Below are 22274 nucleotides of genomic sequence, written 5' to 3'. Positions count from 1 at the left end.
CTTCGGATCCTCATGCTTAGAATCAGGCTTAGAATCAACCGGCTTATGTATCACTTGTACAGTTTCACCTTCTACACCTAATACATGAGTAGCTAAAGGTTTACCTTGTGCATTAAATACTTCAGCTTTCCAATACACATTACCCTCATGATTACATGTAATATCTGGAGACTGCACAGTAATTGACGATTTCTTATTTACATCATTCTGCACATTCATAATATCTACACGCATCGGAGGCATTACTTCTTCATTACTTGTGGTTGTTTCATTTGCAACTGTTTTAACAGCATTAACACTGGCACTCACAGACTGTTTATTGGAGAATTCAAGTTTCTTTGCAGCAGGATTCTTATCAGTTTTATACGAATAGGCACTAAATATTACATAACTACCTTTCGGCACATCACCAGTAATATTTGCATTATCATGGAATTTCTTTCCAACGTACACTTTATTATCGCTTACTTGCGTCGTTACCGACACTGTACGATTTACAGGATTTGACTCAACATAAGTACGACTCCAAGAATTATCATATGCAGATTTGTAAGCAATTGCACGTGATGAACCTGGGAAATCGTACACAAATACATACCATCCAGAATCACTATTTTTCTTAGCAAGGATATGCACATTGTCCACTAGCTTTCGCGACCCTGGAACTGATTTATCTGAACCAGCGATATCACGAAGAGTAATAGCTCCATCACCTATTCTGTATATGCCATTAACAGCTGGAACCTCCCAATCAGCAATCATACGATGATGTTTATCTTCCTTAGGTTCTTGAACAGTTGGTTCACCTGCTGCACCTGGCATATATTGATTATTATCTGTTTTCGTAGGATTCTCTGTACCTGCACCAGCCCACCATACGCGAATATGCGCTTTTTTATCGGCAGAAAAACCATACTTTTCATTGCCTGTAAATGAGCCATACTCTTCTGGAAGACCTTTTACTGTGATTTCATTAACAATTTCTTTTCCGAGACCAACCGTTTGCTGCTGTGGCGCAAAATCAGAACTTACTAACGCTTTATGAACTACTGTTGTTTCAGGAGATCCAAATGCATAAACCACATCTTTCGTTAATTTAGCATTCCCTGGAATACTTTGACCCGTATCTGCAATAATCCAGACCCATGTGCCAAACAACCCTACTTCATCTTTAGTCACTGTATAAGGCTCAGCTTTATCAAGATCAGGCAGACTAATGTTACCAGCAGCTCTTTTTGCTGAAGCAACTACTGTTTCGCCAGAGTTTGAAAAAGTTGCTTTCGCTGCAGCAACCTGCCGCAAATTTGACAAACTTCTTAAGCGCTCTAAATATTCCGTCGCAGATTCATTTTCTTTGCGAGGTTCCATATGTAAAACACTGTTGGCAGAACCCACAAAATAGTATCCTTGCGCGTCAATATGTGCACCTTTTATCCAAGCATCATTGGTTGCAACACCACTTGTTACAGCACTATCAACCCGTTCTCCGATTTGCAATTCATGATGATCAATTTTTGAAGTAAGAGTTGGCTGGAAACTGGTATCTACAATCATTCTAAAATCTTGGCCATACCATGCTGGCTCGTCAGAACGTATATTATCTTGACCAGTATCCGAGTACAATCGTTCAGGCTCAGGCCCTTGTACAAGAATGCTAATATTGACGTTACTTGTTTTTTTTCGCTTCCCACGGAATACTCACTCCTTCTTTAGTTGATCTTATTTCCACTTCACCAACATAGTTTTTCTGCCCAACATTCTTACTTTCCAAATTAATAAGATCTTCATCATACCGTATTTTGACAGGAATACCACTTAATACTTCACCATCAGGATTAAACACACGAATAGTGAATCTACCAGCACGTTGACCTATAGTGTATTCTTTCTTTAATTCAGCACGAATTGGAGTTTGTTTCCTTGCCTCTTGCCACAAACGATTAGCAGTATCAGCAATAATTTGTGTATCAATATCTTCAAATCCGTTCTCTACAACTTCTTTCCATCTTGCTTGATTAATATCAAAATGATTATGCATTGCAAACGCTATAGAAGCTTGCACAACTCTATCGTCATTGGATTTATTGTCTTGAATTAACTTTGCGGCAATACGATAATCTTCACTAGCTTCTGCCCTCCAAATGCCAGTAGCATTGTATAGAACAGAAGATTCGATACAATATAGTTTTTTATTTGCTTCCCAAAGAGACGGTCCTAATATAAGAGACAAATCAGGACGCGATAACCACTCTACAGTAGTTGATTTTTTATACCAGAAACCTGGTCTATTTGGGATATTTAAACCCGAAGCTAACTGTGCACAAAAAACTGCAGGAACTACAATAGAAGAAGAAATAAGCGCTACCAATATTCGCATACTTTTGCGCTTCAAACTACTTTGCAGCATATTCGCACAATTTTTGATACTGTGTTTTCCCCCATATCTTTTCATGAGATTCTCCTTAACCCAACCCTTAATGTAATAACATAAATATTCGCAATATCACTTACAAGCAACTCATTAGGGAAAATAACTCTCATTTTGTTCCCAATATGCATATTTTTTCGTATATATGCATATATATCATGAAGTAATTATGCATTTATTTATGCTGAACGCTTTTCATAAACGCTCATGACATTAACTATGCTCTTCGCTTAAAGATGCGTAAACAATTTTTGATGATTGTGGTTAAAAGGTCAGATTCAAAATTTTAAGTATCCACATTTTGGGAAATAACACCGAAATTAATCCAAATTTTCATGGTCATAACAAAAATCTCAGTAGACATGAAACCACGTCTACTGAGACAAACGCGGAGTCAGAGAGATTCGAACTCTCGAGCCGCTTACACGACTAACACCTTAGCAGGGTGCCCCTATCGGCCACTCAGGCATGACTCCACTTGTTAACTACACAAAGCAGCAACAGATTGACACTATAGCACCTCTGTAGGACTGCAAACAAGTCCAACGACACATTTCGTGTCAATAAGTTCTTCACTTACTATATAAAAACGAAGATTCTACAAAATATGCTTATAAAAATACACGAAAATATTATCGCGCAAAAAATTGTATGCAAAACAAAATCCAAATAAGGTCACTACAACAAAATACTCTTTTGATATATTTTCACACAGGATTATGGTCACCAGAAAAAGTAACCACTACAGCACACATAACTAAAGCTATACCAGCAATATCAGTTAAGGTTGGTATTTCACCAAATCCCATTCCAATAATCACAGCAATTGCAGGATACAGCGCTTGCATAACTGAGTATTTTGCAGAAGTAACACGCTTCAGTAAAACTTGGTCAAGCAAAGTTGGGAAAAAAGAAGCGCACACTGCAATAACTAGCATCAACGCAAGCAAAGCAAAAGAACCACCAGGACGAGCAGCCCATGTAGCTTCCGATTTAGGTGAAATAACATGCTGCACCGCAGGAACAGCGAGCACAGTAGATTGCAGCAACCATCCAATAAGTGCTGCAATACTTACGCGATCAATAGCATGCGAACTTTTTGCCAGCATACGACCAGAAACAATGTACAAACCCCACATGAATCCGCCCACGAGAATAGCACATAAACCAGCAAGAAAATGTGGGCTAACTGCGCTATGTATAGAAGCACTAGCAAGTAAAGCAATGCCACAAACTGCAATCAGCATGCCAACTCGCTCACGCCACTCGTGCCCAGTAATAACAGCCACGAGCAATGGTCCTATGAATTCAATAGTTACAGCCACGCCTACAGGCATACAACTAATTGCCACATAAAACATGGTGTTCATAGCAACTAGTGAAATCCCAACCGCAGCAGCAATAGCCCATTCTTGTAAAGTTTTCGGCAACATACTGCGCTTGGCACTAGAAAATGGTCGTCGCCAAATCAAGAGCAACAGCGTCATAAAACCTACGCGATACCACACTGCATACAACGGATCTAACTGGCTAAAAGCCACTTTTGCCACAGAAGTTGCCGTATAAACCATCGCGGCTTCTATCACAATGATAAGCAGCACAGGCATACGACGTAAACTATTAACGACAAATTGCTTCATAGCACCAACCCTACATGAATATGACGTCGACATACGCTTTCGCGACAAAAATAGTTTTATTTCTATAAAAAATTAATCTTTACTGTTATAAATATAGCAATTTTTTTATATAGAAATACATTATTCTTCACAAAATCGAACTTTTGTTCTATCATCATATTATGAGTACAGCGCCGCGAGTACAAGCAGCAAAACGCAATTGGGGACACGATACCTCATGCTGTGACATACTCCACGTTGACATGGATGCATTTTATGCTTCTTTAGAAGTTGCAAGGCACCCGGAACTTAAAGGAAAACCACTTATTATTGGCATGGGAAATCGTGCTGTTGTTTCCGCAGCCAGCTACGAAGCTAGAGCTTACGGAGTTAATTCTGCTATGCCAATAGTCAAAGCACGAAGTCTTTGCCCGCAAGGAATTTTTTTGCCGGTTGATATGTCTTATTATTTAAGCGTTTCTAACAGTATTTTTGAAGAAATTTTTTTGCATGTTACCAATCAAGTCGAAAAAGTTTCTGTTGACGAATGCTACATGAATATTAAATCGGCTTTATTGCAATGGAAATCGCCTGTAAACATTGGAACTTGGATACGAAAAGAAGTATTTGAAAAATATCATATTACATGTTCAGTTGGCATTGCTAGTAATAAACTCATTGCAAAAATGGCATCAACTAATGCAAAACCCAATGGCATGCTTCTTATTCCGCAAAAATGTAACGCAGATTTTGTATCAATTATGCCTTTGCGCGCAATACCTGGAATTGGACCTTCTTTAATACATAAGCTTGAAGACTGGGGACTATCCACAGTTGCATCGCTTAAAAACATTGACGAAGCGACACTTACTCGCATAACAGGCTCTCAAGCTTGCGCAAAAATGATATATCAGTCTGTTAGGGGCATGGACGAGCGCACTGTAACACCGCGAGCGCCAGAAAAATCTATTGGGACTGAGCGAACCCTCGACACTGACACAACAGATGAACACACTGTGCAACAATTGTTGTATCAATGCTGCAGTGAAGTAACTCAACAATTGCGAAAACGTAAGCTTATGGCACGCACTATAACATTAAAACTGCGATTTAGTGATTTGCATTACGCTACTAGATCTTTTACTTTGCATAATGCGACAGATTCAACACACGAGTTTTATAAGCACGCTATTGACTTGCTTTCTAAAGCTAATCCAACTGTTCACAATTACATTCTTGGAGGAAACAACACAAAGCTTTTAAGCACAGTTCGTTTGGCTGGTATTACAGCGAATAATCTTGTTCCAGCAAATAAAGTTTCGCTGCAACCTTCATTAAACGATATTCTGGAAGAAAATACGCGCGAATCTAAGAATCCTGTGCAAAACAGCATATCTGCAATGAATAAAAACACTAGATTGCGTCACGCCGAACATGCTTTAGACGCTGTTCGCAAAAAATACGGTGACGATGCAGCACATATTGGATTGTAGTAATTCTAGTTGCACGAATATTCGTGTGGTGAGATTTTTCGCACTGAACGAAGGACGCTCGCGCAGCGCTTTGACCGAGCTTGAAATCAACAGGATTTCAAGCTCCTTCAAAGCGTGATTTGGCTCAATTGTGAAGCACGGTGTGCTTAACGCTCGCGCGGGTAACGCGCTCGCTACTGAGCTTGCTCAGGCAGGTCGTCGCGGAGGCAGTGCTGCAACATGCGCCTCATCCCATCCGGAAGCTCCAGCATCTGTAGCTCCACCTAAATCGCCAAGCTTGTCAAAATAATCAACGGCAGCATCTCGGTACCACTCCCAGTCTTCTGGCAAATCGTCTTCATAAAAAATAGCTTCTACTGGGCAAGCTGGTTCACACGCTCCACAATCCACACACTCATTCGGGTTAATATAAAGCGTACGATCGCCTTCATAAATGCAGTCCACAGGACATTCATCAACACATGCTTTATCTTTTACATCTACGCAAGGCTCTGCGATTACATATGGCATAATGCCCTCCTTCCTACTTTTATGCAACTTTTCTATTATAGGACATTTTTGGAAAGTCTATAACAAAAAGTCGGCATACAGTGTAACCGCATGTCGACTTTTTGCTAGTTCAATAATTTGTTAATTTTGATTATTTTACTAAGATGCAGACTATTAGTCGCAAACTATTCAGATGCAGACTGAGATGCAGTAGTTACCTCAGCTTGAGCTTCTGCGCGAGCTTGCTCTTCTGTTTCTCCTTCAGCTACCTTTTCTGCAGCTGCAGCATCTTGAGCAAACAAGGTTTCAACTGGTACACCAAGCTTCTTGGCTTTACGCAACTGCCTTCCAAGCAGAGAGTTGCGGTAAGAGTAGCCGAAGTACACCGCAAAACCGATTGCCAGCCACACTGCAAAACGAATCCAAGTCAATACAGACAAGTTGAGCATGAGCCAGAATGTGGAAAGTGCTGCAAACAGCGGAAGCCACGGATTGCCTGGCACAGTAAATGAACGATGCAAATCTGGTCTACGCATACGCATAATCGGCACACCTGCAGAAACAAGCAGGAACGCAGAAAGCGTACCAATATTCACCATGTCGGAAAGAATGCCAATATCGAGTGTAGAAGCCACAATTGCTACAACAATACCGGAAATAATCTGAAGCCTTGCAGGAATACCACGCTTACTTACCTTAGAGAAGCTACGCGGAAGCAGACCATCGCGACTCACAGCGAAGATAATTCGTGTAAGACCAAGCAAAAGAACCATCACAACGGTTGTTAAGCCAATAACAATGCCGAGGGAAATAATCTTTGCAGCCCAAGTAGCTCCTACGAGTTCAAAGCTAGTAGAAAGCGAAGGAGCTTCCTGCTTTGCCAAATCCTTGTAGGAAACCATACCGGTGGTCACAACTGCAACAAGGATGTAAAGAACAGTAACAATAAACAAACCGAGACCAATGCCTCGTGGAATATTCTTATGTGGATCTTTAGTTTCCTCAGCGGTGGTTGCCACAACGTCGAAACCGATGAATGCGAAGAACACCAAAGCAGCACCGGAAAGAATGCCAGGAACGCCGTAAACGGCTGGCTGCATACCGGTTACCCACTGCCACAAAGGCTGGCTCATAACGCCAGAAACTTCTATTCCTTTCACGCTGGCAACGTCAGTTGCAGGTGGAATAAACGGAGTAAAGTTTGAAGCTTTAATGTAGAAGAAGCCCACAACTACCACGAACAGAACAATACCAATCTTAAGGATTGTTAAAGCGCCGTCGAAGCGTGCAGAAAGCTTGGTGCCAAGAACAAGCATAGTTGTAAAGAATGCAACGATTACGATTGGAGCTACATCGATTGTAAAACCACCTAGCTTAAAACTGGTAGTCATATTCAAGCCGAAAAGCTTCATTAAATCGTTAAGATACACGCCCCAATACTTTGCTATCACTGAGCCGGCCATCAGCATTTCCAGGATCATATCCCAGCCAATAATCCAAGCAACAAGCTCGCCAACTGTGGTGTATGTGAATGTATAAGCAGATCCAGCAACTGGGATCATAGAGGCAAATTCTGCGTAGCACATTGCAGCAGAGCCGCATACAACACCTGCAATAATAAAGCTAATAATTACAGCAGGTCCGGCATGAAATGCTGCAGCTTGAGCGCCAACCGAGAAAATACCGGCACCAACAGCAACAGCAACACCCATAACTGCCAAATCCCACGCATTTAAGGTACGTTTAAGATGGCGTTCACCATCCATTGTCTCTGCGATAGTCTGTTCAACAGACTTTTTTCTCCATATTTGCATAATAAACGCACTTTCGTTGAGGTATAAGTAGGTATAAAGGTATAGACGCAATTAGCAACGCATCAACGAATTCTGCGGAACAGTTGCGACATTATCTTTACAAAACTTTTATTTATTTTTTGTAAGTAAAGCTAAACAAAAATTTTTATATAGATAATGTAGGTAAATATTACACAAAACTATGCTTCTACGGTAGTTTTCCCGTGTGTTCCTGTAGCATTTACAAAATTTTAATGAATAACTATATATATTTCTGCATTATTGGTATATTTTCTGAAAAATTTTTACTTAACAGAAATACCAATAAGCACAGGCTCTGGAACAAGAACCACACCAAACTTACCATACACACCGTTAATAACAGCTTTCGCCAAAGCAAGCATATCAGCACAAGAAGCATTATTGCGATTAGTGAGAGCCAAAGTATGCAAAGAAGAAAGACCAGCTGGAGAAGCTTCACCATTTTTCGTCAGTCTAAAGCCCTTATGAAAACCAGCATGATCAATAAGCCATGCTGCAGAAGTTTTTATACCTTCGGAGCCATCTGGCAATATAACATCAAATCTTGGAGCATCTTCAGGCAACAAAACAGCTTGGGTTTGTGTCATTACTGGATTCATAAAGAAACTACCACAACTGTGACGATCACTATAAGGAGCATCTCCTTCATGCCACTCTCCGATAGCATAATCCTCTTGCTGCAAGCGTAAAGCACAATTTACACCTTCAGTACTTTTTAAGCCCTGCATCCACGGATTACTATATCGAGAAGCATCCTCAAGCATGCCTTTAGAAGCACGCACACGCAAAACTTCACGACGAATTGTGCTAGTCTGCATGCGCTCACCTATTTCAACTCGCAAGGCATGCGCAAGCTGTGCATGAGAAACAATGCCAGTATTGCTGTGACATAAGCAAAACGTAACAGACAAGACCACATAACGCGGAGTAGGAAAATATGGTTTAACAGGCTCATTATCAGCAACATACATACTTTGCTTAAGCGCTGACGTACGATATCCGAAACACAACGCTTCTTTCGATAACTCATACGTTGTTTTCGTTTTACGATCCCAAACCTCTACTGAAGTAACACTATCTGAAACTTCTTGACCATAAGCACCAATATTTTGCACCACAGAAGCACCAACGGTGCCAGGAATACCAGAAAGCCCCTCTACGCCTTCAAGGCCGAGCGCAAGTACATGTGAAACAAAATCATCCCAATTACAGCCAGCTTCAGCGTTTACATGAACCATGCGCGCACCAGTTTGCTCATCAATGCCATCTTCTGCAGGCGCAGCCTCATCAAGAACATGAATAGAGCGGCGAGCATCACGAATTACCACACCATGAAATGGACTGTCACTAACGAGCATATTTGAACCGCCACCAACAACACATAATGGCAACCCTGATTCATCAGCATCTTCTACTGCTTCAATAACAGCAACACGGCTCGCAGGTTGAATAAAATGCGCAATACTACCACCAACTCCAATGGTTGTAATATCTGCGAACGATGGATTATTTACTAAAGATGCTTGCATAGTCATGTTTCATATCTTAACAACAAGAAATAACAAAAAACCCCGCAAAAGCGGGGCAATAAGTATTATATTCTGCGCAATCGTGATGAGTTTAAATGTAAAGCCACATCCCAACACAGCAAGCTGAAAATTCTCAGCGAGTTTCGCGATGAAGCGTATGCTTGCCGCAGCGTGGGCAGAATTTATTCAGCTCAAGACGATCCGGCGTATTACGACGATTCTTCGTCGTGATGTAGTTACGCTCTTTGCATTCCGTGCATGCCATCGTGATGCCCGGACGGATGTCAGCGCTCTTGCTTGCCATTTCGTTCACCTCTACAATTCATTGTTGGCCAGCCAGTCTCCTACTGGCCGTTGTAGCGAGGAAGAGACTCGAACTCTTGACCTTACGATTATGAGTCGTACGCTCTAGCCAGCTGAGCTACCCCGCCAGAGAGCCTCGAGTGAGAATCGGACTCACGACCTCTTCCTTACCAAGGAAGTGCTCTACCACTGAGCTATCGAGGCGTGGCGGGTAGTGGATTCGAACCACTGAAGCACGAAGCGGCTGATTTACAGTCAGCTCCCTTTGACCACTTGGGAAACCCGCCAGCAGTCTCCGTAAGAAGTGAACTTCAAACGGCAACTTTGTTATTCTGCCACAAATACGCGACGAATGCAAGTTTAAGACACGCCGAAAACAAAACTGATATGAAAAAAGTTAATTATCGAGCCTAAAACCAGCTTTTTTTAGATTTTCGCAAACTACAAGCACACGATCATTAGCTTCACGTTCACCAATGCTGATACGAATACCCTCACCAGCAAAAGCTCGAACTGACAATCCAGCTGCCACAAAACGCTCAGTCGCACGCTCAGTATCTACACCAAACGGCATCCAGAAGAAATTAGCATAGGCATTCGCAATATCCCAGCCCTGCTCACGTAAAGCACTAACCATACGCTCACGCTCTGCAACAAGAGACGCGACACGCTTCTTCATTTCTTCGCTTGCAGTATCTTCCAACGATGCCAAAGCAGCAACCTGTGCTATTTGAGACACACCAAAAGGCACAGCCACCTTACGCATGCCCTCTACAACTTCAGCAGGCGCGATACCATAACCAATACGCAAACCTGCCAAACCATAAGCTTTGGAGAACGTTTGTGCAACAACTACGTTTGGATACTCACGATACAACTTCATGCCGTCTGCAGTACCTTCATTAGTATTAAACTGCACATAAGCTTCATCAATAAGCACAAGCACATCACTCGGTACAGCATCCAAAACTTTGCGCGCGTCAGCTTCGCTAAGAGATGCAGAGGTTGGATTATTAGGATTATTCAAAATAACCAAACGCGTACGCTCGTTAATAGCATTGATAATGCCATCTATATCGTGAGAACCATCAGCACAGTTAGGAATCTGAACGCTTGTAGCACCAGCTCCAGTCACAATAATCGGATACGCTTCAAAACTTCGCCAAGGATACACAACTTCATCACCCGGACCTGCAACAAAGTCAACCAACTGCGTAATAACTTCAGTAGAGCCGCAACCAAGCACCACTTCATCCGATGTCACACCAAAACGCTTAGCAAGTTCTTCAACAACTTCCGTACCGCGCATATTTGGATAACGGTTGATTACATGAAGCGCGCGAGTTGCAATAGCTTCTTTGACGCTTTCCAAAGGTTCATAAGGATTCTCATTACTGGAAATCTTATATGCGCGAATACCCTCCAATTGAGGAGCTGGCTTACCCTGCTTATAGCTAGGAATCGTATCTACAATGCTGCGATGTTTATATGTCATACTTCTCCATCATACTCCTTGTACAACTCAACTATGCAAGTACTTTACGTAATTCACGTATACAGTCAGCAAAACCGTGCTTTTTGACTCATAGACGACACTTTCCCACACTTCGACTTGATTTCGCAGTTTTATTCGTTGTTCTTCAACGATACGACCTTACGCAATAGTTTTTTCTTGACAACACACAGCAATAAAAAACGCTGGAAACAACATTTCTGTCATTCCCAGCGTTATTAACGCTACTTTTAGCGTAAAGAATTATTGCTCACATTGGCTAATACTAACCAAGAATAGCAAGCACATCGCGCGAAGACACGATCAAGTAATCTTCACCCTCATAGTGTACTTCAGTTCCGCCATACTTGGAGTACAAAACCTTGTCTCCAACTTTAACGTCCATTGGAATGCGCTCGCCCTTATCGTCACGACGACCAGGACCCACAGCAAGAACTTCACCCTGCTGAGGCTTTTCCTTAGCATTATCCGGAATATACAGACCAGAAGCAGTCTGAGTTTCCGCCTGAGCTTGCTTTACAATAATCTTATCTTCCAACGGTGTGAGTTTAATCGACACTGTCGCCACCTCTTTCTTAAGAGAGATACTAACTTTGTACGCAAGCACAATCCGACGAGGCTGACGATCACGTCTGCAACCGCACTTACGTTCTGTGTTTCATGGTACCGCGAATTTAGCACTCTGCCAACTCGAGTGCTAATCTTTTTAAAAATATTTTGTTGCGCGTTTCGTCACAATATACTGAAAATACAGCGTCGCGAAGAATCATATACGAGTTTATGCGTATGTTTACAAGAATAGCGTGTCATGAACTACGGCGCGAAAGCACATCATGCAAATTAGCTACACCTAATGAATCTGCAGAACTTTCTGGAGCTTCTACATCACTTGTTGATTCTTGAGTATGGGATTGTGACGATTCTATCCCCAGAACGGCTTGTGTTGACTTAGCAACTGGCACTGCTTTCGTTACCTGCTTAGTAGACTTAATTTCCAAGCTTTCTGGCATAGATGGTGTTGACGAAGGTTTCTCTGATTGAGTTTGTGCTTGAGCGTCTAGTGAGAATGAAATCAAATCTTGATGGACGCACGCAGAATCAACAATAGGCACAGAATCAGCAACATCATAAGCATCTTCATTTACATCCACATCTTCGCTCAATGCTTCTTGAGAAACTTCACGAGTGCGCAGTGCAGCATTTCGTTCTTGCATAGCCTGATGCAATGCTACTCTAATTTCACTTTGTTTCATAACAGAAGTTTCTGCATCATCACGGGATCGAGAAGATACTGGAGCAGTCGAATCATCAACCACAGTGCCATAACCGCTATCAGCCGCATTGTTACCATTATCAATACTATTGCTCGCCTTATCAGCATTAGCATCATATGCATTGTTAGTATCAGTTAGTTGATACACAAGAGCGCTATTATGATGTTTATACAAGGCATCTTCTGTCTGTACTTGATTTTTTTCGTCTCGCATTGCGGCTACGCGTGCTTCCCACTTGCGCGCACGGCGAGACACCCGTGCTCCGAGATACAGCACAACAAACAGCATAATGGCTGGAATAAGCGCAAACACTGGTGTAAATAACCCAGAGCAGCCTGCTAGCAACACAAGAATCGTTAATACAACAAGAGCGATGACTAATATGCGGCGACGACGAACAGCAGCACGTCGAGCAGTACGAACCCGCGCAATATGTTCAGGTGTTAATGTTTGTTTTTGTTGAGTCGGTTGCATACAAGCCTCTTTTGCCAACATACTCGTACCGTCACAAACATGTGCGATACTCCACTCACCTACAAGATGCAGTGAAGGTGAAAACCTATCTTCACGATGCTCAAGCATAGATTTCATACCATTAACCGTGCGCTTAGGCAACCACCCGAACCATAAGGCTACGAGGATGATCAACACAAGAAGCGCACTCACCGATTCATAACCCATAACTATTAATATAAAGAAGTTATAGGATGTGTAGCAACATAAACATTTCGGCGTGTCGTCAAAATATAAGCATGCAATAAACACTTATGCACAATGCGCTGTATCAACATATTATGTAGTAAATAAGTTTCATACAGTATCCAACTGTCACGGTATAGACTAGGATATGTGGAAGAACAGTAAGTAAGATTCATTACAGCTTAGGCTGACAGTTGAAACTTTGTTTCGAGCGAAAACTTTTTATTTACATGCTCATGTAATTTCGGAGGGACTTTTGCCTACTTATCATTACCGTTGCAAGCAATGCGGATACGATTTTTCAGAACATCAATCATTTTCAGATGATCCTATTACTCTTTGCCCTCAATGTGGCAAGAATACAGTACACAAGGTGTACTCTGCTCCTCCAATTAATTTCAAAGGCAAAGGTTTTTACAGAACAGACAAGTAATCCTAATAAGTAAAAAATAATTCACGTACTTTCTGACTACGATTATAGGTTTTAACCACATTGTGTAGTTTTTCTTGTACACCTGCAATAAAAACTACACAATGCAAAGTATGAGTATAACCTTTTCTTTACTATCAAAATTTCAGCGCGCTCAACGAAGCAGCGCACTAATACAACGTCGCCAACGCGCATTTGTTAGAAAAATTATCATAGTGCTGTGCGCAGGAATCATGTCTTTACTTGTAATATCATCAATTATTGACGCACAAGCAACACAAGTAATACCTGTAGCATCTCACCACATTCAGCAAGGTGCGCAACTCACAGCAAATGACATAAGCTATGTTCGAGTGCCACAACATGATGTATTTCATTATGCATTAACTGAACGGGTAAATGCGCATAATCCTCTCATTACTACCTGTGAAATACAAACAGGCATGCCAATTTTACAAAATGCTGTGAGTCATATTCCAAGTATTCCTGAAGGATTCACTTCTATTAATGTGCACTTAGCTAGTGCAGATCACACTTTAATACCTGGAGAACAAATTAATCTTGCTTTTAGTAAACCTCTGCAAGATGAAGATGCCGATAACGATATAAACGGTGCAGAATTGGGGAAAAATAGTAACCCAGCATCGTCAGAACACAATAATGAAAGCAAAAAAGCTGAAATTACAACAATTGATAAACGCTATGTAAGCATAATACAGCATGTCATGGTACTGCATATAACGCAAAACCAGCAATCAGCACAAAATCAGCAAAATACTACTACACTTGCCATGCCTGCTGCAGATGCACTACGTTTACTACAAGCACAATCTGCGAATCCCTCACTAGCAATTGTTGCTATGAAACACTCGAAATAAAAGTTAGACATATTAAATAGATATGCTAGAGACAAAACGATATGCTAGAGACAAAATCACAGCAATAATGTTGGAATAATACTCAACGACCACGTTCCGAAAATACCGCCCAATGAGGTGGCAACTCGCTTAAAATACGTTTATCATCCTCGTAATTACGTTGTTCTGCTGTGAGATTGTCGGAAGGCTCTAATTTAACACCATCAGCATCAAAAAGCTCAGAGCCTTCACGAACAACTCTCACAGATCGACGCGGCGAACGCCGATGAGGATCATAATCACTCATTCACTATCACCATACAATTCACCAAGTCTTGAAACAACTCGATCAACTTCTTTTTCAGGATTAACAAAAGCGCCAACACTCCACACTGTCATAACCGACCAGCCTAAAGATTCCAAATCTTGAATCATCATACGATGACGTTCACGCGTAGATTGAATACTCATAAATTGTGCATCATCCGTAAGCACAGCCAAAGCAAAAGGCTTATCAGCAAGACCAACAACTAGCGGCATACGAATACCATTGTTAAAACCATAATTCACTGCAACTTTTAATCCGCGAGCACGAATACGTTCAGCTAAATCAGTAAATAACACATTTTCTTGAGCAGCTTGAGCAGCAACTTGCGCTTCAACATCATGAATATCCTCAGGACGTAATGGTTTATCGCTTAATTGTTCAGCCCATTGCAAAAGAGTTTTCAGCAACTTCGGACCATCTTGATGCAAACGCTCATCTTCCATATCTTGGGAAGTAAAAGCACTGACAATATCAAGATGACGGCGAGCTAATGCAAGCGCATCAAGCAGCATACTACTGCCGCCTTCTTCTTCAATAAGACCAAATTGTTGAAGCAACCGCCCGTGAGAAGTTTTGGCATAGCATAGCGACATAATTACATCGGTTGCCACTGCACCTGAGGCTTCATTAATGCTCATAAGCCGTACGTGACGTAAGAAACGACCCATATTTTCATCTTTAATAGATAAAGACTTTAATTCAGCACCTAAACGACTACGGAACACATTTGTTAGTGCTACCACAACTAGCACATAACCTGAAGGCACAACAGTAAACGTCTTTGCGCGTTGACGAATAAGCTCTACAACCTCATCAATTTCTTGTTGACTACTTTCAATCAGACCAGACGACAAAATAGGTACACCAGTAGCATCAATCTGATGCAAACGCACCTTACCTTGTAATCGTTCAATAGGAACATCATGTCGAAGTTTGCCATAACCGTGTTCTTCCAAGAAACGAGCTAAACGCAATGATCTGCGCGTAGCACGAGAAGTGACCGTAACTGTTGGCAATAGCGAAATAAGCTTATTCAAACTTTCAGAACTTACAGTCTGCTTATGCGCTAACACCACTACTTGATGTGCACGAGCTAGAATAGAGAACAATTCAATGTTTGACATGTGCTCAGCAGAATCAATAATCACAGTATCTGCAATAGGGGTCAGTGGCGTCATCATAGTCAGCGTTGATGGCATAGCAACCAATATTGGCTTTGCTGCCAATACAAGCTCTGCATAATTTCGCAAAAGTTTCGTAAAGGTAATTCCAGAACGGTTACTAGCAAGCATAGTATGCAACTGATTTGCTTCTTGCGTATGCGAGAACAACAAATCGCATAAGTGACGCATGGCTTCTTGCTGAACCATTGGACCTATAGAGCGAACATGCTCAGTATCAACTTGCACAAAACGATCAGAAGCATCCTGCATTGCAGAACCATCTTGGTGAGAAATAATCGCAGAAGAATTAACAATATCTTCGAAAACGGTAGTCCACCATGCAAGCTGCAACTCACCATCAAGCGCTCCACCTGTAACATGACGACGGCGCAAATCATTGACTAAATCAAGTAAACCAGCATCACTGAATTCGTGTTCCAAATTACAACGACCAGGAAGCGTATCCAACGAAGCACGATCATCATGCAAGGATTGCAACCGTGATTCAAGCTGCACAAATTCAATATTTTCAAGATCAGCACCTTGACGAGTTGTAGCTAATACTGCGTCAAGAGCGACCAAATGTCTTGCTAACAGTTCCTGCGTGCTAACCAATTCATCTAGTTTTGGAGGTAAAACAGGCCATCCACCATGAGGAACAAAAGTACGCCATTGAGCTGCCTGTTGCGCAACAATCTTGAGAGCCTCATGTAAATCGTCAACTTTGGCTCCTACACGCAGCAAGCTACGAGCTTCTCGCATATGATGACGACGCTCCCAAAAGCCCATAACTGTGCCTTCAGCTTTACGCACAGCTTTCGGCTTACTGGCTTCAATCATTGAGTCCAAATCACGTTCAAAAATTTCTGGTTGGAATACGTCAAGCACACGACGCAAATTCTTCAGAACAGTAACTTGACGACTCCATTCTCGGGCTGTCGTTGGCACAGGGAAACCGCAGTTTTGTACTGTAGTTTTAACTTGTTCACGAGTAGCTGGCAGAAGTTTAAGCAATACATCTACTACACGCTGATACACTGCAACTGCTTCATTTTCATCAAATATTGATGCACCAAACCACGGCGTATCTTCAGGGTTAATATTAAATTCACCAAGCTCATCCGCCTGATGGAGTTTTTGCGCCCACTCTTCAAGGTGCCCAGTCATCGCATGTGCTGCATTAACATCTAAACGAACATGCGTAGAAGGATGAGATGGAAACATTGCAATAGCAGCAAGATTTTGAATAGTTTGATAAGCTGACACTCCCCAAGCTTCATTTACCCCGTGAAGATCACCTAAATAACGAGTAAGACGCGAGCGCACACCAACTAACTCATCTGCAACTTGTTCAAAGCGCGACGTTGCCACACTCTGACGAGCACCAACTGCAGCAATCAATTGAGCATCAACATGCTTGGCAATATGCCCATCTGCAACATCCAATGCCAATGAAGAAATTTCATGCGCATTTAAGGTATAACGGAAACGACGTTGTTGTTCAACAACATTCGGCACGTATAACACAGAACGTCCCGCAATCACTGAATGAGAAGCAATTGCCGCAGCGATTGCTGCAGAATCTGAACCTGAATCAATGTTTACAAATAAAGAACTTCCAGAAGCGACGAGATTAGCAGCATAACGTACAGTGTTATCTACTTCGCCAACTTCACATTCATTATGAGGATCTGCATCAAAAGGACTATACTCCATCTTGTGAATAGATTGAAGTGCCTGTATGGCATGCTCTTTACCAGCCATAGCGTCAATCGCAGTATTTCCAGCACTACCAGACTGTAAATCTTGAAGAATTTGTTCACTTTCTGCTACAAAGCGTGAACCAGCATCAGTAAAGCATCCAAGAACTATATCACGTTCAATATCAAAATCTGGAAAAACACTACGAGCCTGTTGGCAAATAGCGTCAAAAACTACAGAAGTCTCAGGAGTGCCACTCTCATAGTGAGAACCATCAAATAACACATCTTCCCGCAATTGAACACCGCGCAAACTTAAACGCGCAACCAACGCGCGATTTAAGCAAACGCTTCCAGAAAAGTAAATAGTTGCAGCAGTTTCATCTTGTTGTACATCACGAATTACACGAACAGGATATGTAAGTACCGGAACGTGATTACCATTCCATAGCGCAACACCAACAATTAAAGAGAGTTCAGAAACACCACTTTCATGAGCTTTTGCATCGCGATCTTCAAAAACACGATCTAACCGACGTCCTGCGGCACGCAACATACCGGCATCACGGAATAAAGCTTTTAATGTTGCTTTTCCACTAGCAAAAAGCTGTGCAATACCAGAAGGATGGGCATGAGTTAATTCTAATTTTGCAGAAAGTTGCGTAATATCTTCTAGCGGCGAAGGAGATAACTGTGATTGATACTGTTGCTTCCATGCCATAATACGCTGCAATGCTTCAGAACTGACCTCCTGTTGAGCAGTATCTTCGTTCAATGAGGTGTCATTCGTTGCAGCACCTTTTACTACTGCGTCTGCAGAAACTTGCGATGATGAATCTTGTTCACTATTGTTTGTATCTCTCATATTCCAACCCTACTTACTTACTGTTCTATAGCTTTACGATACTCACTGTAACCACTGTTACGCGCAAGCGCAGCGTCAACTTCGGCATTACCTTGCGCTGCCAGCCAAGCATATAAATCATCATACAAACCTGGATTTGTCGCTAAAAATGGCAGTAATTCTGGATACTGTGCCATTTCAAATTGTTGAGAAAAATCATTACTTTCTTCAGCTTCTCGTGAAGTAAACCCACCAGCTTCTACCATATTTTGTTGGGCATCAAATTCACCTTTTGACACTTTTTCAAATACTGAACCTGGTTCAAAAGCAGGCGAATATGAAACGCCGTTATCGATAACATCAATACCAGAAATAACAGATTCAGTATCAGCATGGTTCATATCAGCAGTTTGTGCAGACAGATCACGATGAACAGCACCAACAATATCTGTAGCAAAAGGACCAGTAGTAAAGGACGAAATATCGCTTTCTTGTGATACTTGATTTTCTGTTTCTTGGAACACTTCAGAATGCGCTACGCTATCTAATTGCGTATTAGATTGAGTATTTTCTTGCAACTCATTGTTAGGTTGCAACTCATTGTTAGGTTGAATATGTTCTTGTAGTGCAACTGTTTCTTGTTGTATATTTTCCTGTTGTATATTTTCCTGTTGCAATGATTGAGCATCAACAAATAAATCACGAGGTTCAATGGGCTTTTCTTCATGCTCAGGCACTACCGGTAACGTTACAGGATGATTCATAGCAGCGCTACGCAATGTGGCGCCAGAGGACAAGTTTTGCGCAAACTGACCCTTTCCCCAAGATAGGTCTGGTTGTGCTACAGACTGAGCATGAAAAATACCTGTTGGCTCACCAGCACGCAAGTCAAGAATTTGATCCACCGATAAATCTGGTACAGCATGTTCATCATGTGCATCATCAGTAGCATAGGAGAATAAATTGCGAACTTCATCATCTTGTTTATCTTCAATTGCAGTATCTTCAACGCACACAAAATCAACAGGAACATCACCAAGTTGCATACGCATTAAGCTATCTGGCAGCTGAAAATCAACATCCGGCTCTAATCGCAATAAATCCCCGTTGGCACTAACTAAATACGTGCCGTTTGTTGAATGTAAATCACGAATTGTTGCTGCACCACGCTTATCAACAATGAGTAACGCATGTCGTTTTGACATAGAGCGTTTGTTATCTACTATGTCAACACGCACGAAACCATCGTCGCGCAATGGGCGTATAGGCTTGCGTCCAATCTCTACTGACTGTCCTGCACCCACACGTGCCTGCTCGACACCACCTACTGTAATCATCCAGCGCTGTACGGCTTGTCGCTCACTCACGTGACCTGCTCCCTTCAAAAAATACACTACTTACTATTGTGTCATGCTTTGTGTATATTGCGCTAGTTTTTATTAATTTTGAATATAAAAATTGCCAACCATAAGTTTAAGAAAAACTTCTGGTTGGCAATAATGTATTCGCTCATGTTAGAAGTATCCATGAACGTCATCGATGCATATATGCAAAAGTAGATTTATTAATCTCTTAAAGCTTGCAATTGATGCTGCAAACGCACATATCTACATAATGGTGAAGAATCCTTACGCATGGCATTACCTAAATTGTCAGAGGCTTTAAAGATAGCTTGCAAATTATCTGGTACTTGAACTTTTTGAGCACCCACCTTTTGTATATATGCATGTAGTGACTGATCAAATGTATCTGGAGTCCACGAAGTTTTATTAGTAGAACTACCATGCCAGATAACAACAGATCCATAAATAGCAGAATCATTGCTTTGTGCAAAACCATTAGAAAGAACGTTACGATTCACAAAGTTCAAATAATGACCAACTGCATTTTGGAATTTCTGCAATACCGACTTATCTGGATCGTTTTCAAACAATGATTCAGGCAAGTTATCCAAACCAGAAATATTGTGACGGTAAGATTCGAGATTATTGCCAGCTTTAAGCGTATATACATGACCATCATCGTTAAATGTGCCATTATTGACAGCAGTATCAAAAATGGATTTTTCTCCGTAATACCAACCCTTCATTGGACTCTCATCATCGTTCTCATGAGTGGTAGAAATATGATACTTTCCCCATGCAAGATTCTCTGAATTGTATCGATAAGGATGCTGTTCCTGTGCGGCCATAACAGCATGCGCAATACGAGTATCAGAGAACATGCTATGTGCGATTGCTTCTGCAATACTACGCATACTTATATTAACAGGTCCAAGCCCTTCAGAAGCTCGCAATGCATTCAATTGCTTATTGTAATTTGCTGCATTCATAACTTCAAAAAGGCTGGCTGCAGATACTGGGTAAGCATTCCTTGCTGGAGAGTAGAAAGTAGGAGATTTTTCTTCACCAACAGGACGAACTATTTGTGTATAACCACCGTCCGATGTTGAAATCTTCGGCCCCATAACTTCATAAGCCTTAATAGTTTTACCTTGCATAATTGCTAATGCATCTTGAGCATCTCGCAAATCATCCCCGGTAAGATTGCCATATGTAAGAAGATTCTTAAGATAGTCTGTAAAAGTCTCTTTAACTAGATTCTTCTGATTGAGTGCGCTTGCAACTTCAGTTTCATACGCGTTGTAGAGATTTAAATCTTCAGGAGAAAGAGTAGCTTTTACTTGCTCAAGTTCACTGTTAATTTCTTGAATCTTCTGAGCTTTTTCCTGTGGAGTAAGTACGACTGGAGCTTCGTATGCATCATCATTTGTGTTAGGTTCTGCTACGGTAGTGTCTCCACTAGGAGTATCTGGCGTCACTGGCGCAGGAGCAGGAGCCGGTTCCGGAGCTGGAGCTGGTTCCGGAGCAGGTGTAGGGGTATCTGGAAATACGTCAGAATCATTGTCACCTATACCACTTAAGTCATCTAAATCACCAAGATCATCCAAGCCACTTAAGTCACCTAGATCACCAAGATCATCCAAGCCACTTAAGTCATCTAAATCACCAAGATCATCAGAGTCGCCTAAGTCACCTAAATCACCAAAATCACCAAAATCATCAGAGTCGCCAACAAAAAAACCTTGATAATCGTTATCGACAAAACCATCTAAATCTGTGTCATCACCAAAATCACCAACGCTCTTATCGTCACTTTCTGCAGATGGTGTAGGAGTTACTGTTTTAGCATAGTCAGATGGAATTTTAATAAAACCATCAAGTGCTGATGGAGCTGGAGCTTGGAAATCTGAACCGTCAAGAGGTCCAGCCATTGCAGGAGTAGCGAAAGCCAACCCGGCAACAAATGCAGCGCCAAATGAAAACGCTACTATAGCCTTCTTATTTAACATATAGTTCCCTTTCTTATCTACAATCCCAACGGTATTGCTTAACGTTCAAAACATATTTACAATGCTTTATTATTCAACCTTTGCAATTACATAGTGCATGAAAGACGCAGCCTCCAAACACTTAAAGTTGAAAACGTTTGAAAAACATTCTACTCTATTTCACCTACAGCAACGCCTTTTCATGACTTAATTTTGACAATTTTTAGCGATTACTACAGTAATGACAATACAACGAGTAGCTATTATTCAAATTTATATCCGTGTTTTCAATTATAAATCGAACATGGAAAGTTATAGGTCAAAAGGCTTCAGACACACTTTCAATCTGTAACCTCAGTTTCTGCAGATTACACAGTTTTTGCCGATTACCATAATGCACTAAAAGGTATGAGCATAAAAAAAAAATGGGGACTGAGTA

Annotated in this window: 16 protein-coding genes, 4 tRNA genes and 1 pseudogene; 3 read left to right on the top strand and 18 right to left on the bottom strand. The window is 41.5% G+C overall.

Going from position 1 to position 22274, the window contains the following annotated elements; genetic code table 11:
* The 4 genes and pseudogenes from HMPREF3208_RS01775 to HMPREF3208_RS01760 all read right to left on the bottom strand — a co-directional run.
* A pseudogene (locus tag HMPREF3208_RS01775) lies at positions 1-1623 on the bottom strand (peptidase); the annotation flags it as partial.
* 43 nt (positions 1624-1666) lie between these two features.
* Positions 1667-2452: a hypothetical protein gene (locus HMPREF3208_RS01770; RefSeq protein ID WP_064346942.1), complete on the bottom strand. Its 786-nt coding sequence runs from the start codon at positions 2450-2452 to the stop codon at positions 1667-1669.
* Positions 2453-2817: 365 nt separating this feature from the next.
* Positions 2818-2904: transfer RNA gene (locus HMPREF3208_RS01765), tRNA-Ser, on the bottom strand.
* Positions 2905-3135: 231 nt separating this feature from the next.
* Complete coding sequence (locus HMPREF3208_RS01760; protein ID WP_016636726.1) at positions 3136-4068, bottom strand: EamA family transporter; 933 nt, start codon at positions 4066-4068, stop codon at positions 3136-3138.
* A gap of 161 nt (positions 4069-4229) precedes the next feature.
* Between HMPREF3208_RS01760 and dinB the strand changes: the two genes are divergently transcribed.
* Positions 4230-5540 carry a DNA polymerase IV gene (gene dinB, locus HMPREF3208_RS01755; protein ID WP_064346940.1) on the top strand — a complete coding sequence of 437 codons (1311 nt, stop codon included), beginning with the start codon at positions 4230-4232 and terminating at the stop codon, positions 5538-5540.
* A gap of 186 nt (positions 5541-5726) precedes the next feature.
* Here dinB and fdxA read toward each other — a convergent pair whose 3' ends face one another.
* The 10 genes from fdxA to HMPREF3208_RS01705 form a co-directional block, all read right to left on the bottom strand.
* Positions 5727-6050 carry a ferredoxin gene (gene fdxA, locus HMPREF3208_RS01750; protein ID WP_016636724.1) on the bottom strand — a complete coding sequence of 108 codons (324 nt, stop codon included), beginning with the start codon at positions 6048-6050 and terminating at the stop codon, positions 5727-5729.
* A gap of 164 nt (positions 6051-6214) precedes the next feature.
* Positions 6215-7843 carry an APC family permease gene (locus HMPREF3208_RS01745; RefSeq protein WP_016636723.1) on the bottom strand — a complete coding sequence of 543 codons (1629 nt, stop codon included), beginning with the start codon at positions 7841-7843 and terminating at the stop codon, positions 6215-6217.
* A gap of 284 nt (positions 7844-8127) precedes the next feature.
* Positions 8128-9399, bottom strand: coding sequence for an FAD-binding protein (locus HMPREF3208_RS01740; RefSeq protein ID WP_064346939.1), 1272 nt, complete (start codon positions 9397-9399; stop codon positions 8128-8130).
* A gap of 127 nt (positions 9400-9526) precedes the next feature.
* The gene (rpmG, locus tag HMPREF3208_RS01735; RefSeq protein ID WP_004105548.1) at positions 9527-9697 is read right to left on the bottom strand and encodes a 50S ribosomal protein L33; all 171 of its coding nucleotides are present in this window, start codon (positions 9695-9697) and stop codon (positions 9527-9529) included.
* Positions 9698-9750: 53 nt separating this feature from the next.
* Positions 9751-9824: transfer RNA gene (locus HMPREF3208_RS01730), tRNA-Met, on the bottom strand.
* A 4-nt stretch (positions 9825-9828) separates the two neighbouring features.
* Positions 9829-9900 (bottom strand) — tRNA-Thr (locus tag HMPREF3208_RS01725).
* A gap of 1 nt (position 9901) precedes the next feature.
* Positions 9902-9983 (bottom strand) — tRNA-Tyr (locus tag HMPREF3208_RS01720).
* Between the two features lie 110 nt (positions 9984-10093).
* Positions 10094-11191: a histidinol-phosphate transaminase gene (gene hisC / locus HMPREF3208_RS01715; protein WP_064346937.1), complete on the bottom strand. Its 1098-nt coding sequence runs from the start codon at positions 11189-11191 to the stop codon at positions 10094-10096.
* Positions 11192-11474: 283 nt separating this feature from the next.
* Positions 11475-11768, bottom strand: coding sequence for a co-chaperone GroES (gene groES / locus HMPREF3208_RS01710; RefSeq protein ID WP_004114319.1), 294 nt, complete (start codon positions 11766-11768; stop codon positions 11475-11477).
* Positions 11769-12015: 247 nt separating this feature from the next.
* Complete coding sequence (locus HMPREF3208_RS01705) at positions 12016-13164, bottom strand: hypothetical protein (protein WP_016636719.1); 1149 nt, start codon at positions 13162-13164, stop codon at positions 12016-12018.
* A 274-nt stretch (positions 13165-13438) separates the two neighbouring features.
* Between HMPREF3208_RS01705 and HMPREF3208_RS06420 the strand changes: the two genes are divergently transcribed.
* Positions 13439-13615, top strand: coding sequence for an FmdB family zinc ribbon protein (locus HMPREF3208_RS06420; protein ID WP_081091154.1), 177 nt, complete (start codon positions 13439-13441; stop codon positions 13613-13615).
* 101 nt (positions 13616-13716) lie between these two features.
* The gene (locus HMPREF3208_RS01700; protein WP_064346935.1) at positions 13717-14490 is read left to right on the top strand and encodes a hypothetical protein; all 774 of its coding nucleotides are present in this window, start codon (positions 13717-13719) and stop codon (positions 14488-14490) included.
* Between the two features lie 82 nt (positions 14491-14572).
* On the opposite strand, the gene HMPREF3208_RS01695 is transcribed toward HMPREF3208_RS01700, so the two are convergent.
* The 4 genes from HMPREF3208_RS01695 to HMPREF3208_RS01680 form a co-directional block, all read right to left on the bottom strand.
* Positions 14573-14776 carry a hypothetical protein gene (locus HMPREF3208_RS01695; RefSeq protein WP_016636716.1) on the bottom strand — a complete coding sequence of 68 codons (204 nt, stop codon included), beginning with the start codon at positions 14774-14776 and terminating at the stop codon, positions 14573-14575.
* On the bottom strand, positions 14773-18381 hold the full coding sequence (locus tag HMPREF3208_RS01690) for a helicase (RefSeq protein ID WP_419185097.1): 3609 nt from the start codon (positions 18379-18381) through the stop codon (positions 14773-14775). Before HMPREF3208_RS01690 ends, HMPREF3208_RS01695 begins: the two co-directional genes overlap by 4 nt.
* 161 nt (positions 18382-18542) lie before the next feature.
* Entirely contained in the window at positions 18543-19871 is a 1329-nt protein-coding gene (locus HMPREF3208_RS01685; RefSeq protein WP_196227885.1) for an FHA domain-containing protein, read from the bottom strand.
* Positions 19872-20068: 197 nt separating this feature from the next.
* Entirely contained in the window at positions 20069-21856 is a 1788-nt protein-coding gene (locus HMPREF3208_RS01680; protein ID WP_064346932.1) for a spore germination YkwD domain-containing protein, read from the bottom strand.
* Between the last annotated feature and the right edge of the window lie 418 nt (positions 21857-22274).

This window comes from Gardnerella vaginalis (assembly GCF_001546485.1).
GTDB classification, from domain to species: Bacteria; Actinomycetota; Actinomycetes; order Actinomycetales; family Bifidobacteriaceae; genus Bifidobacterium; species Bifidobacterium vaginale_D.
Note: the sequence above shows the minus strand (reverse complement) of the source record. Positions and strands in the feature narration are given on the sequence as shown.